Source organism: Amorphus orientalis (assembly GCF_030814015.1).
GTDB classification, from domain to species: domain Bacteria; phylum Pseudomonadota; class Alphaproteobacteria; order Rhizobiales; family Amorphaceae; genus Amorphus; species Amorphus orientalis.
This window is the reverse complement of the sequence record NZ_JAUSUL010000002.1, coordinates 298,531-312,283: the sequence shown is the minus strand read 5'-3', so window position 1 is coordinate 312,283 and position 13,753 is coordinate 298,531. Positions and strand designations below refer to the sequence as shown.

Here is a 13,753-nt window from a genome sequence, read left to right as displayed (position 1 = left end):
TTTACAAGTGCAGCAATATGATGTTGATTGACTGATCAATCAACAAACGCCTTCCTCCGGTATCGGACAAATCCCGGTTAGGCAAGGTGGGCGTCTCAACTGCGATCGTTTATCGCGGCACTGAAACCAGACTGGGAGACAGAAAGATGGTTCGTACTTTCGGCTCGATTTGCGCCCTTGCGCTCGCGGCATCCCCGATGCTGTCGGCAACCGCATACGCCCAGGCGAAATGCGATGAAGTCGTCATGTCGGACGTGGGCTGGACCGACATCACCACCACCACCTCGGCGACCAAGCACGTCCTGGAAGGCCTCGGCTACGACGTCGACGTGAAGGTCCTGTCCGTGCCGGTCACGTTCGCCTCCCTGGAGAGCGACGACGTGGACGTGTTCCTCGGCAACTGGATGCCGGCTCAGGAGGCCGCGATCGGCCCCTACATGGAATCCGGCGAGATCGAGAAGGTCCACACCAACCTCACCGGCACCAAGTACACCCTCGCCGTGCCGACCTATCTCTACGACAAGGGCCTGAAGACCTACGCCGACATCAACACCTTCCGCGACGAGCTGGACGAGAAGATCTACGGCATCGAGCCCGGCAACGAGGGCAACGCCTACCTCGTCTCGCTGACCGAGGAGGACAAGTTCGGCCTTTCGGGCTTCGAGATCGTCGAGAGCTCCGAGCAGGGCATGCTGGCCATGGTCGGCCGCGCCTATCCGAAGGAAGAGGCCATCGTCTTCCTCGGCTGGGAGCCGCATCCGATGAACTCGACCTACTCGCTGAAGTACCTCACCGGCGGCGAGGACTTCTTCGGCGGCGAGGGCGTCGTCAACACGGTGACGCGCAAGGGCTTCGTCGAGGAGTGCCCGAACGTCGGCAAGCTCCTGAAGAACCTCGAGTTCTCGCTGCCCATGGAGAACGAGATCATGGGCAAGATCCTGAATGACGGCGAGGATGCCGACGACGCCACCGAGGAATGGCTGAAGGCCAACCCGGACGTGCTCGAAGGCTGGCTCGAGGGTGTCACCACCGTCGACGGCGAGCCGGGCCTGCCGGCCGTCAAGAAAGAGCTGGGCCTTTAAGGCGCACAGCACCGACCGCATCCGCCCGGGTTCTGCCCGGGCGGATCGCCGGGCCGCGAATCGGAAAGGCGCAGGCGCGCTTTTCCTGTTCACGTTCCGGGACGTAAACCACGGCGTCAATCGGGGCTCGGCGTCGGACCGGGCCTGCCTTATCGTCGTATTCCGCACTGCCGGCTCGCGCGGTTCCCGAACCCAGCCTCGATGGCTGGCGACCGCGCGCTGCAAAGGCACCAGCAGAAGGGCTCGCGCGTGGATTTCCTGACCGACTACAAGATTCCCGTCGGCGCCTGGGCCAGCGATATCTTCAACTGGCTGCAGGCCAACGGCGGCTGGTTCTTCGACGGCCTCGCCAACATCATGGGGACCCTGATCGACTGGTTCCTCTGGCTCCTGCAGGAACCGCCCGAGCTGGCGGTCGTCGCCGCCTTCGCGCTCCTCGCCTGGTGGCTGCAGAAGAGCTGGAAGATGGCGCTCTTCGTCGTCCTCGGCTTCCTGTTCATCATCAACCAGGGCTACTGGGAGGAAACGACGGAGAGCCTCACCCTCGTCGTCTCCGCCTGTCTCGTCTGCATGGCCATCGGCGTTCCGGTCGGCATCGCGGCGGCGCACCGGCCGAACCTCTACAGGGTGCTGCAGCCGATCCTCGACCTGATGCAGACGCTTCCCACCTTCGTCTATCTCATTCCGGCGATCGTCTTCTTCGGCATCGGCATGGTGCCCGGCCTGCTCGCGACCGTGGTGTTCGTGCTGCCGGCCCCGATCCGGCTGACCTATCTGGGCGTGGTATCCACCCCGATGCCGCTCCTGGAAGCCGCCGATTCCTTCGGCGCGACCGGCTGGCAGAAGCTGATCAAGGTGGAACTGCCCTACGCCATGCCGCAGATCATGGCCGGCCTCAACCAGGCGATCATGCTGTCGCTGTCCATGGTGGTCGTCGCCGCGCTGGTCGGAGCCAACGGTCTCGGCGTGCCCGTCGTCCGCGCCCTGAACCAGGTCAACACCGCACTCGGCTTCGAAAGCGGCTTCATCATCGTGGTCGTGGCGATCATGCTCGACCGCGTGCTTCGCGTCGGAGGAAAGCGCCGATGAACACGACCCCGTCCGAAACGCCGGAGACCGCCTCGGAGGATCGTCCCAAGGCCGTCGTCTTCGAGGACGTGAACATCGTCTTCGGCGACAAGCCGGAGCTGGCCCTGCCCCTGATGGATGCCGGCAAGTCGCGCCCGGAGATCCAGGAGGAGACCGGTCAGGTCCTCGGCGTCCACAACTGCTCCCTCGAGGTCGCCGAGGGCGAGATCCTGGTGCTCATGGGCCTGTCCGGGTCCGGCAAGTCGACCCTGCTGCGGGCCGTCAACGGGCTCAACCCGGTCTGCCGGGGCCGCGTGCTGGTCAACGACGACGGCACGCTGACCGACGTCACCTCGGCCGACGCGAAGACGCTGCGCCGGATCCGGCTGCACCGGGTCGCCATGGTGTTCCAGCAGTTCGGCCTGCTGCCCTGGCGCGACGTGCTCGACAATGTCAGCTTCGGCCTGGAGTTGGCCGGACTTTCCCGGAAAGAGCGGGACGAACGCGCCCGCAAGCAGCTCGACCTTGTCGGCCTCAACGGCTGGGAGGACCGCCTCGTCGGCGAGCTCTCCGGCGGCATGCAGCAGCGCGTCGGCCTGTCCCGCGCCTTTGCCACCGAGGCCCCGATCCTGCTGATGGACGAGCCCTTCTCCGCGCTCGATCCGCTGATCCGCAACCGGCTCCAGGACGAGCTTCTGGAACTCCAGCGCAACCTGAAGCGGACCATCATCTTCGTCAGCCACGACCTGGACGAAGCCTTCAAGATCGGCGACCGGATCGCGATCATGGAGGGCGGCCGCATCGTCCAGTGCGGCACGCCGCCGGAGATCATCCGCAATCCGGAAAACGCCTACGTGGCGGACTTCGTGGCCCACATGAACCCGCTCGGCGTGATGCGCGCCAGCGACATCATGACGGAAGGCGAGGCTCCGGCCGATGCGCCGGAGATCCACGCCGACACCAAGCTGCAGGACGTGATGGAGCCGCTGAGCGCGGGCCGCGTCCTCAACGTCACCACGGAGGACGGCGACCATATCGGCGTCATCCGCCCGGCCGACGTGGTGGCCGCGCTGTCCCCCCGCGAACGGGACACCCAGGCGGAGTAGCGACATCCGCCGACCGGACCCGCCGCCACGATGTGACGGGTCCGGAACGACGCCTAGAAGGCGACGCTGTCGGCCCCCTTCAGGGCGAGCATCTCGCGGGCTTCCGCCGGGCTCGCCACCTCGATCGACAGCTCGTTCAGGATGCGGATGATCTTGGCCACCTGGTCCGCATTGCTCTCGGCCAGCTGGCCCTTCCCGATATAGACGGAATCCTCCAGCCCGACCCGGACGTGCCCGCCGGCGATCGCGTTGATGGTCGCGAACGGCATCTGATTGCGGCCGGCCGCCAGCACCGAAAGATAATAGTCCTCTCCGAACAGCCGCTCGGCGACCGAGCGCATGTGCATCAGGTTGTCGATCTCCGCGCCGATCCCGCCGAGGATCCCGAACACGCCCTGGACGAACAGCGGCGGCTTCACCAGGCCCCGCTCGAGGAAGTGGGCAAGGTTGTAGAGGTGGCCGACGTCGTAGCACTCGAACTCGAACCGGGTGCCGTTGGCCGCCAGCTCCCCGATCCCCCGCTCGATCTCCTCGAACGTGTTGGACAGGATGAAATTGCGCGTCATTTCCAGATAGGGCTTTTCCCAGTCGTGCTGGAAGGTCTCGATCCGGCCTGCGGCTCCGGAGATGTTGAAGTTGAAGCTGCCCATGTTCATGGACGCGATTTCCGGCTGCGCCCACTTGGCGGCGGCCAGCCGGTCGTCCAGCGACATGCCGAGCCCGCCGCCGGTGGTGATGTTGATCACCGCGTCGCACTCCGCCTTGATGCGCGGCAGGAAGCGCGCATAGGCCTCCGGCGCCTGGGTCGGCTTGCCGGTCGCCTCGTCGCGCGCGTGCAGATGAAGGATAGCCGCCCCGGCTTCGGCGGCCGCGACCGCCTGGGAGGCGATCTGATCGGCCGTGATCGGCAGATACGGCGTCATGCTGGGGGTGTGGATGGACCCCGTGACCGCGCAGGTGACGATTGCCTTCTTGGACTTGCGCATCTTTCTGACCTCCCGAAATCGCGGCTTTTGCCGTCCACCGCCTGTCTAGCTTTCGGGATGGGCGAGCCCAAACGAAAAACGGCGCCCTCCGGTAGAGAGGACGCCGTTCCCTATCGCGGTCATGTACCGCGCGAACTGCACTATCCGATGTCAGGCGGCGTCCGGCAGCCCTGGCAGCACCTTGTCGAGGGTCGCCGGATAGTCGCGGACCCGAACGCCGGTCGCGTTGTGGATCGCGTTGGTGACCGCCGCACCCACGCCGGCGAGCGCGAGTTCGCCCACGCCCTTGCCCTGGAGCGGACTGGAGTGCGGATCGCGTTCCGGCAGGAAGACGACCTCGAGCTGGGGCACGTCGGCGTTCACCGGCACGTGGTACTCGGCCAGGTCGTGATTGACGATCAGACCGGTGCGCGGATCGATCACCAGTTCCTCCGTGAGCGCCGAGCCGATGCCCCAGATCTGACCGCCGAAACACTGGGAACGCGCGGTCTTCTCGTTGAGGATGCGGCCGGCGGCCGCCACCGTCAGGAGCCGCCGGACCCGGCTCTCGCCGGTGACGGAATTGACCGCCACCTCGCAGAAATGGGCGCCATAGCTCGCCTGCTCGTAGTCGGAGCCCGTATCGCCCGGCTCGATGGTGCCGACAGAGACGAGCCGTTCGCCACCGAGCACCTCGGTCAGCGGTTGGCGGCGGTTGTCGGCGATGACGTGTCCCTCGCTCATCGTGACGCTGCCGGGGTCCACGCCGAGCTTCTCCGCGAGGTCTTCGATCAGCTCCTCGCAGGCCACGTAGACCGAGCCGCCGGAGCTGTTGGCGCCGAAGGAGCCGCCTGACCCGGCACCCGCCGGGAACCGCGTATCGCCGAGCTCCACCGTGACGTCCGACGGATCCACGCCGAGCATGTCGGCGGCGATCTGCTGCAGGATCGTGTAGCTGCCGGTGCCGATATCGGTCATGGAGCTGCGCACCGTCACCCGCCCGTCCGGCTCGATGGCGACCTCCGCCGACGACTTGACGATCTGGTTCGCCCGCGACGCCGCCGCCATTCCGTAGCCGATCAGCCACTCGCCGTCGCGACGGCTGGCCGGCTTGCTCGGCCGGTCCTCCCATCCGAACCGGCGGGCGCCTTCCTCGTAACAGTCGAGCAGCATCCGCGTGGAGAACGGCTTGTCGCCCTGGGGCGACACGTCCGGCTCGTTGCGGCGGCGAAGTTCGATAGGGTCGAGATCGAGCCGCTCGGCCAGCTCGTCCATGGCGTTTTCGAGCGCCAGCATGCCGACCGCCTCGCCCGGCGCGCGCACTGCTGAGGTGATCAGGGTGTCCAGCTCGGCCAGCCGGTGGCGGATGCAGCGGTTCTCGCCGGCATAGAGGAACACGGTGGAAACGCCCGCCGGCTCGAAGAAGGTGTTGTCCGGCGCGTTCGCAGCCCAGGTCTCGTGGCCGAGCGCGGTGATGCGGCCATCGGCGGTGGCACCGATGCGGATGCGCTGGATCGTTTCGGAGCGCCGCGAGGTGGCCTGGAAGACGTTGGGCCGGGTCAGGGCCAGCTTGACCGGACGGCCGACCGCCTTCGCGCCGAGGGCCGCCATGATCGCGTCCGGTCCGATGCCGAGCTTGGACCCGAAGCCGCCCCCGATATAGGGGCTCATCAGGTGGACGTTCTCCGGATCGATACCGACGCCGTTGGCGATCTGCTTGAGATTGGTTTCCAGAAGCTGGCCGGAACTCCAGATCGTGAGCTTGTCGCCGTCCCATTTGGCGACCGTCGCATGGGGTTCCATGGCGGCGGCATGATGGCTCGGCGTCGTGTAGGTCTCGTCGATCTGGATTTCGGCGGCGGCGAACGCCTCCTCGAACTTGCCGCGCTCGGTGTCGGCGGGCATGACGCCGCCCTCCGACTTCACAGCGTTCTCCATCTCCTCGGAGAGCACGTACCGCCCCTGCTCCGCTTCGTACTCGACGTCCACGAGCCGGGCCGCATGACGGGCCGCCTCGAAGCTGGAAGCCACCACCAGCGCCACCGGCTGACCGTAGTGCTGGACCCGTCCGTCGACCACCTGGGCGCCGCCGCTCATCGGCTGGGCCGAGGTGCGCGGGATCCGGTCGTCGGATATCACCGCGAGCACGCCGGGCTCTGCTTCGGCGCGGGAGGCGTCGACCGAGACGATCCGGCCCTTGCTGATCGACGACGTCACCACGAAGCCGTAGGCGACCTCTTCGCCGGCAAGATGCTCGTAGGCGTAGGGCGCCGTCCCGGAGACCTTCAGCGGTCCTTCGTACCGGTCCAGCGGCTTGCCGACGATGTGTTCGCCCTGCCGGTCCAGGCGGGTCTCTTCGACCGCGTCGTCCATGACGAGCGTGTTCATCGCGCTTCCTCCGTCAGTTCGCCGAGGACGGACACCAGGGTCCGGCGCGCCAGCGGGATCTTGAAGTCGTTTTCGCCCTGCCCCTTCGCGTCGGCCAGAAGGATGTCGGCCGCGCCTTCGAAGAGAGGTTTCGACGGCGGTTCGCTCTTGAGGTGCCGCTCGACCGCCTCGTCGCGCCAGGGCATCGGGGCAAGGCCGCCGAAGGCGAGACGGGCATCGGAGATGCGGCCGTTCTCCATCTCGATCATGCCGGCGACGGACACGAGCGCGAACGCGTAGGAGGCGCGGTCGCGGACCTTGCGGTAGACCTGCCGCCCGCCGAAGGGTGCCGGAAGCCGCACGGCGGTGATCAGTTCGCCGGGCTCCAGAACGGTCTCCACCGAGGGCGTGTCGCCGGGAAGCCGGTAGAGGCTCGCCAGCTCCAGCTCGCGGTTGGACCCGTCCTCCTTCAGCGTCTCCACCACCGCGTCGAGGGCGCGCATGGCAACCGCCATGTCGGAGGGATGCGTGGCGATGCAGTGCTCGCTTCCGCCCAGGATCGCGTGGATCCGGTTGAAGCCGCCGATCGCGCCGCAGCCTGAGCCCGGCTCCCGCTTGTTGCAGGGCGCGGTGGGCTCGTAGAAATAATAGCAGCGGGTCCTCTGCAGGAGATTGCCGCCGGTGGTCGCCTTGTTGCGGAGCTGTCCGGAGGCCCCGGCCAGCAGCGCCCGCGACAGAACCGGATAGTCCCGGCGGACCCTCGGATGCGCGGCCAGATCGGCGTTCGGAACCAGCGCCCCGATCCGGAGGCCGCCATCGTCGGTGTCCTCGACGTCGCGCAGCGGCAGCCGGTTGATGTCGACCAGCACCTCCGGGGCCTCGACCTCCAGCTTCATCAGATCGAGCAGGTTGGTCCCGCCGGCGATGAAGCGGGCCTGTTCGGACCCGGCCAGCCGGCCGGCGTCACCGAGCTCGGTCGCCCGGACATAGTCGAATTGTCTCATCGGTGACCGTCCTTGGCTTCGCGGATGGCGTCCACGATGTTGGGATAGGCGGAACAGCGGCAGAGATTACCGCTCATGCGCTCGGAGATTTCCGCATCGGTCAGCTCCATCGGACCGTCGAGGTCGGTGCTGACATGGCTCGGCCAACCCTTGTTCGCCTCATCGACCATGCCGACGGCGGACACGATCTGGCCGGGCGTGCAATAGCCGCACTGGAAGCCGTCATGGTGCAGGAAGCTCTCCTGCATCGGATGCAGGTCGCCGGGCTTGCCCAGCCCTTCAACGGTGGTGATCTCGTCGCCCTCGTGCATGACCGCCAGGGTCAGGCAGGCGTTGATGCGGCGCCCCTCGACCAGAACGGTGCAGGCGCCGCACTGGCCGTGGTCGCAGCCCTTCTTGGTTCCGGTCAGGGCGAGATGGTCGCGCAAGGCATCCAGCAGCGACGTGCGCGGGTCGGCGTCGAACTCGTGGTCGACGCCGTTGACGGTGAGTCTCATCGAGCCGCTTCCTTTCGACTGAAGGCGGAGCCGGCGGTTGCGCGAAACGCAAAATGCGCGCGCAGACGGCCGGCCTCGTGTCGAAGACAAACGCGGCGACAGGCTGGTTTGGTTCCAAACTGCAAAAAAGATCAGCAGATCCGCACCTTCGCGCGATGGCGGGCGGAGCCGGATGTGCCACCGCCGCCGTCACGACGACCGGAGCCCATGCCTGCGCGCCCTGTGCGCGCAAAACGCTCTGCGTGCGCTAAAGGACGCTCAAGCGCGCGGTGCGCGCAAGCGCTCCGGTCGGGCGGTGTCCGACCGCCCGCCGGGGCCGCGCGTCAGATCAGCGCGCCCTGGGAGATGAGCTGCTCGCGCACCCGTTCGGCCGTCGGCGCCCGGCCGTCGGCGGTGGTGGAAAGGGCCGCGGCCGTCCCCGCCGCCTCACCGGTCGCGAACGCCGTGCCCATGACCCGGATCGAGCCGTAGGCGAGGCTGTCGGCGCCGATCACCCGGCCCGCGTACCAGAGATTGTCGAGGCCCTTGGCGCGGACGGCATCCAGCGGCACGTGGAAATAGCCGCGTCCGCCGACCTTCTCGTACATCGGCCGCCCGACTTCCTTGTGGACCTCGATCGGCCAGGCGGCGCGGGCGATGCCGTCACCGCGCTCGCGCCCCTCGACCACGTCCTCGTAGGTGACTTCGTAGCGAGCTGTCGGATGGCGGCTCTCGCGCACGCCGATCTGGGGTCCGGTCTGAGCGAGCCAGGCCCGCTCGAAGCCCGGCACCTGCTCGCGCAGGATGTCGACAAGGGCGACCGCCATTTCGCGCGCGCTGCGCTCGGCATGGGTGAAGGCGCGCGACGACAGGTCCGGCATCTCACGGTCGATGATCAGCCACCAGAAATCGCTGGTGCCGGGGACACGCGTATAGATGCCGCCGTCGTCGCGGTGGATCGGCTCGTTGCCCCGCTCGTTGTAGGTCCGGACCGCGGCCTTGATGGCGTTGCGGTCGATCTTCACGTCCGGGTTCACGCCACCGACGCGCAGCGGCATCGTGCCCGCCTGCAACCGGTTCTCCTCGTCGCCGATGCGGAAGTCGACACCGGAGACGAGGGACAGATTGGCGTCGCCGCTGGCGTCGACGAAGGCCTCGGCTCCCACCTGGCTGCGGCCGTCCATGCCGGCGAGCGTCACGCCTTCGAGACGCCTGGCCGTACGGGACACGGCGGCAAGGCGCGTGTGCAGCCAGACGTCGATGCCGTGCTCGGCGCACAGCCGGTCGAGCGCGACCTTCAGCCGTTCGGGATCGAGCAGGACGATCCAGTTGCCGGTGGTCTCCGAATGATACGGATCGGCCGCGACGCCCAGCTTGCGGAGCCCCTCCAGCACCTGCTCGCCGGCGCCGCCGACGGCCTGGATCGGCTCGTTGCCCTGCTGGAAGAAGCCGCAGTAGGCGAGCACCTGGGCGTTGGTCGCCGCGCCGCCGAGGAAGCCGTACTTCTCGACCAGACAGACCCGCGCACCGGCCTTCGCCGCGCCGAGGGCGGCTCCGACGCCGCCGGCGCCGCCGCCCACCACGATGACGTCATAGTCGGATTCAGGTTGCCTGCTCATGGAAACTGTCCACTCCGTCGCGACCGCCGATGTCAGGGTCGGCGCTCAAGTGTCTGAATTGGATCGGTTCGCGGCAGCCGCACGGACGGCCGAACGGTCCGATCCGGCCGATCCCGACCGAACGCTGGTGTTAGGCAAAGGACCCGCGTCTAAGCACGCCAGCGCAGGAAGTGACGCTCGGCCATCGAAATCAGCCAGCTCACGATCAGCCCGAGCACCGACAGCACGATCACGCCCGCAATCAGCTGGTCGGTGGCCATCAGGTTGCCGGCCAAGAGCACGTAGGCGCCGATGCCGTACTCCGCGCCGATCATCTCGGCGGCCACCAGCAGGATGATGGAGATGGACGCGGCGATCCGCATGCCGTTCAGGATCGCCGGCAGCGCGCTCGGAAGCACGATCTTCCGGATGATCGCCGCCCGGCTCATGTTGAAGCTCTGGCCCATGCGGATCAATGACCGGTCGACGGCGTCGATCCCGCCATAGGTGGCGATGACCATCGGGAAGAAGGAGCCGAACAGGATGGTGGCGACCTTGGAGCCCTCGCCGATGCCGAACCAGATGATGAACAGCGGCAGGAGCGCGATCTTCGGGATCGGGAAGATCGCCGCAACCATCGGACGGAAGGCCGAACGCGGCAGCGAATAGAGGCCGATCAGCACCCCCATCACGACGCCGAGGGTCGCGCCGCAGGTGAACCCGATGACCAGACGGGTCAGCGACGCCTTGAGGTGGTTGTAGAGCATCCCGCTTTCGAAGAGATCGCGGAAGGCTTCGAACACCTGGCTGGGCGCGGGCAGGACAAGCTGGGAGATGTAGCCCCGGTCTGAGCCGATCTCCCAGACCAGCACCAGCGCGGCAAAGACCAGCGGTGCAATCCACCAGATCGGCTTCGGGGCGAACCCGCCGCCGCGGAAGGGAACCGGCCGGCGCTCACTGTTGTCGGCGACGGGCCGCAACGGCGTCGGTTCGCTGACGCCTTTCGGAGCGGTGTCGGTGGAGGAGACGGAAGAACTAGGCATCGTTGAGCTGCCGATCTGCGCTGAGCGCCTCTTCCCGCATCATCTCCCAGAGCTGTCGCTGGATGCGGGCGAGATGCGGGTTGTCGACGCTGCGTTCGGGAATGGGGATGGTGATCTCCACCGTCTCGCGGATCTCGCCCGGGCGGCGCGACAACACGACGACCCGATGGCCGAGGCGGACGGCCTCATTGAGATTGTGGGTGATGTAGCAGGCGGTGAACTGCTCCCGCTCCCACAGCGACACGAGATCGTCCATCAGGAGTTCGCGGGTCTGGCTGTCCAGCGCCGAAAGCGGCTCGTCCATCAGGAGCACGGCCGGCCCAACGGCGAGCGCCCGGGCAATCGCCACGCGCTGCTTCATGCCGCCGGACAACTGGCGCGGATAGACGGCGGCGAAGTCGGAAAGCCGGGTCCGGGACAGGACGTCGGAGATGCGCCGGTCGATCTCCGCCTTGCCCAGACCATGGCCTTCCAGAACCAGCGAGATGTTGCCCCAGACGGTGCGCCAGGGCAGCAGGGCGAAATCCTGAAAGATGTAGGTCAGCGGGTTGAGCGAGCCCTCGGGCGGGCGGCCGACCTGGAGAATTTCGCCTTCGGTCGGCTGCTCGAGGCCGCCGATCAGCCGCAGGAGGGTGGATTTTCCGCACCCGGACGGGCCGACGACGCAGACGATCTCGCCGCTGGAGATCGTCAGGTTGATGTCCCTCATCACGTCGAGGGAATCGTAGCGGTGCGTGAGATGCCGTATCTCGAGATCCATGGGCCACTTACTCGGCTGACTGGGGGTCCCGGAGGCATTCGGCCGTCCGCCGGATCCGGGATCCGTGGGGGAGACTTGCACGGGACCGCCTTGCGGACCCGGCCTCTCCGGGGTCGGGAAGCGGCCCAAAGCCGCTCCCCGTGACGTGTCGGGCGGAACGCCGCCCGGCGTCCGATCAGTAGGTCTCGACGAAGGAGCCGTCGACCAGTTCGTCCATCGTCAGATCCTTCGAGACGAGACCCTGCTCCTGGAACCAGGTCATCTGCTTCTCGATGTCGGTGACGTCCATCGCGCCGTCCTCGTTCAGGTTCATCGCGCCGGCGATGATCGAGGGGGCGGCCTTCTCGTAGGGACGGTCATTGTAGACGTAATTGTGGATCATCCGGACCATCTCTTCCTGCTCGGCCGCGTCCGGGTTCTCCGCCAGCATCACGCGATTGAAGTCGGCGATGCCCTTGGCATAGGCCCGGACGAAACGCTCGACCATGTCGCGGCGCTCCTCGATGTTCTTCACCGAGGTGAACAGGCCGGAGATCTGGTACTCGGCGTAGTCGTAGAGCCAGCCGAGCATCTCCGCATCGCCGTTCTCCACCAGGACCTTGGCGATGTGCGGCACCATGATCATCGCGTCGACCTGACCGCTCTTCACGGCCGCGATCATCGCCCCGACCTTCTGCAGCGGGACAAGCTTCACCTCGTCAATGTCCCAGCCCTGCTGGTCGGCGATCCGGGACGTCATGTAGTGGAAGGTGGACCCGACCTGGGTCATGGCGATGGAGTGACCCGGCAGCTTGTCAACGGAATCGAGGCCGTTCTCGTAGGCATTGTTCGACGCGACGATCATCATCCCGTCGACGCCCTTCTTCTCGTGAAGGACGCCGGCCACGAGACGCACGGCGCCCTTGTCGGCGAGGCTCATGAAGCCGCCTGTCACGCCGGCGATGCCGAAATCGACGTCACCGGAGGCTGTGGCCACGGCGATCGGCTGTGCCGCCTGGAAGAACTTGAACTCAACGTCCAGGCCTTCCTCTTCGAAATAACCCTTCTCGTAGGCGATGAAGCCGGCGGAATGGGACGTGAAGCGCAGCGCACCGACGACGACCTCGTCATTCGCGCGGGCGGCATCGCTCGCGGCGAAGGAGAAAACGGTCACGGCGGCGACCAGCGTCGCCCCCAGCCACGGCCGGAGTGTCTTGGAAAAACCCACAATATCCTCCCTTAAGGATCGTTTGAATTCGACGCGATGTCTGCGCACCGCGGATCGGTTGCACGATACGGGCGGATGACCGCGAATTCCATCGCCCGGCAATAGAAGAGTCCCGCATATGCGATAGCCTCAGGCTAATCCAGCCTTTCTATCGCGCCAAAGCGACCTTCCAGCCGAACCGGTCGGCGATCAGGTCGAACTGACCTTCGGCCATGGCGGACCCGGCGCGGATCGCGCAGCCCCGCTCAAGGGCCGCCCGGAGCCAGGGCGTCGGCTCAGGACGCGACAGCACGTCGGCGACCAGGGCGCCGGGACGCACGCTATCGAGCGGATGCACCATCGACACCCCGTCGAGGCCGACCGCCGTCGCATTGATCACAAGATCGTAAGGGGCGAGGCTTTCCGGCAGCCCGACCTCGACCTCAAGGCCGGTCGCGCCGGACACCAGCCGGGCCAGACGGTCCGCCTGGCCGGCGGCGACGTCGGCAAGTCGCAGGGACGCGGCACCCGCTTCCGCCAGGGCCAGGGCGATCGCCGACCCCGCGCCTCCGCATCCGAAGATCATCGCGCGAGCGCCCGCCACCGAGAACCCGCCGCGGGTCAGACCCAGCACGAACCCCTGCCCGTCCACATTGTCGCCGACGAGCCGCCCGTCCGGTCCGCGTACGACGAGATTGACGGCTTCGAGCGACCGGGCGCGCGGGCTGGCCTCGTCCACCAGTGCCAGCACCGCGCGCTTGTGGGGCGCGGTCACGATCAGGCCCCGGCAGTTGCCGAGCCCGCGCAGCGCGGCGAACAGCGGCTTCAGCCCCTCGTCGGGGATATCCAGCGGCACGAGCTGGGCGTCGAGACCTTCCTCGGCCAGGCGGCGATTGAACGCGCCCGGAAGATGCGCGTGGGCCACCGGCGCGCCGATCATGAACGCGATCGAGGCCGCGGCCGTGGGGGCGAAGGGCGTGGTGTCGTCCATGGTGTCTCCCGTCCGAGGCCCCTTCAACCACAACGGCCCGGAGGAAGCCTTGGCGGTTTGGTGCCGGATCGATAGCTTCATGGAATAGGAGATTCGCCAAGAGCCGC

General features: G+C 67.1%; 12 protein-coding genes. 3 read left to right on the top strand and 9 right to left on the bottom strand.

Annotated elements, in window-relative coordinates:
* Nucleotides 1–146 precede the first annotated feature (146 nt).
* The 3 genes from choX (at nucleotide 147) to choV (ending at nucleotide 3,256) form a co-directional block, all read left to right on the top strand.
* Nucleotides 147–1,082, top strand: a complete 936-nt coding sequence (gene choX / locus J2S73_RS09290; protein ID WP_306885239.1) for a choline ABC transporter substrate-binding protein — start codon at nucleotides 147–149, stop codon at nucleotides 1,080–1,082.
* A 249-nt stretch (nucleotides 1,083–1,331) separates the two neighbouring features.
* Nucleotides 1,332–2,171: a choline ABC transporter permease subunit gene (choW, locus tag J2S73_RS09285; protein ID WP_306886283.1), complete on the top strand. Its 840-nt coding sequence runs from the start codon at nucleotides 1,332–1,334 to the stop codon at nucleotides 2,169–2,171.
* On the top strand, nucleotides 2,168–3,256 hold the full coding sequence (choV, locus tag J2S73_RS09280; RefSeq protein WP_306885238.1) for a choline ABC transporter ATP-binding protein: 1,089 nt from the start codon (nucleotides 2,168–2,170) through the stop codon (nucleotides 3,254–3,256). Before choW ends, choV begins: the two co-directional genes overlap by 4 nt.
* A gap of 53 nt (nucleotides 3,257–3,309) precedes the next feature.
* Here the strand turns inward: choV and kce are convergent, their stop codons facing one another.
* From kce to J2S73_RS09235, 9 genes are all read right to left on the bottom strand, one after another.
* Nucleotides 3,310–4,242: a 3,5-dioxohexanoate:acetyl-CoA acetone transferase gene (gene kce, locus J2S73_RS09275; RefSeq protein ID WP_306885237.1), complete on the bottom strand. Its 933-nt coding sequence runs from the start codon at nucleotides 4,240–4,242 to the stop codon at nucleotides 3,310–3,312.
* Nucleotides 4,243–4,392: 150 nt separating this feature from the next.
* Nucleotides 4,393–6,609, bottom strand: coding sequence for a xanthine dehydrogenase family protein molybdopterin-binding subunit (locus tag J2S73_RS09270; RefSeq protein ID WP_306885236.1), 2,217 nt, complete (start codon nucleotides 6,607–6,609; stop codon nucleotides 4,393–4,395).
* Entirely contained in the window at nucleotides 6,606–7,592 is a 987-nt protein-coding gene (locus tag J2S73_RS09265) for an FAD binding domain-containing protein (RefSeq protein ID WP_306885235.1), read from the bottom strand. The genes J2S73_RS09270 and J2S73_RS09265 overlap by 4 nt, the downstream gene beginning before the upstream one ends.
* Complete coding sequence (locus J2S73_RS09260) at nucleotides 7,589–8,089, bottom strand: 2Fe-2S iron-sulfur cluster-binding protein (protein ID WP_306885234.1); 501 nt, start codon at nucleotides 8,087–8,089, stop codon at nucleotides 7,589–7,591. The genes J2S73_RS09265 and J2S73_RS09260 overlap by 4 nt, the downstream gene beginning before the upstream one ends.
* A 323-nt stretch (nucleotides 8,090–8,412) precedes the next feature.
* Nucleotides 8,413–9,687, bottom strand: coding sequence for an FAD-dependent oxidoreductase (locus J2S73_RS09255; RefSeq protein ID WP_306885233.1), 1,275 nt, complete (start codon nucleotides 9,685–9,687; stop codon nucleotides 8,413–8,415).
* A 149-nt stretch (nucleotides 9,688–9,836) separates the two neighbouring features.
* Nucleotides 9,837–10,709, bottom strand: coding sequence for an ABC transporter permease (locus J2S73_RS09250; RefSeq protein WP_306885232.1), 873 nt, complete (start codon nucleotides 10,707–10,709; stop codon nucleotides 9,837–9,839).
* Complete coding sequence (locus tag J2S73_RS09245; RefSeq protein ID WP_306885231.1) at nucleotides 10,702–11,469, bottom strand: ABC transporter ATP-binding protein; 768 nt, start codon at nucleotides 11,467–11,469, stop codon at nucleotides 10,702–10,704. Before J2S73_RS09245 ends, J2S73_RS09250 begins: the two co-directional genes overlap by 8 nt.
* Before the next feature lie 175 nt (nucleotides 11,470–11,644).
* Nucleotides 11,645–12,676 carry an ABC transporter substrate-binding protein gene (locus J2S73_RS09240; protein WP_306885230.1) on the bottom strand — a complete coding sequence of 344 codons (1,032 nt, stop codon included), beginning with the start codon at nucleotides 12,674–12,676 and terminating at the stop codon, nucleotides 11,645–11,647.
* A gap of 148 nt (nucleotides 12,677–12,824) precedes the next feature.
* Nucleotides 12,825–13,646 carry a shikimate dehydrogenase family protein gene (locus tag J2S73_RS09235; protein ID WP_306885229.1) on the bottom strand — a complete coding sequence of 274 codons (822 nt, stop codon included), beginning with the start codon at nucleotides 13,644–13,646 and terminating at the stop codon, nucleotides 12,825–12,827.
* Between the last annotated feature and the right edge of the window lie 107 nt (nucleotides 13,647–13,753).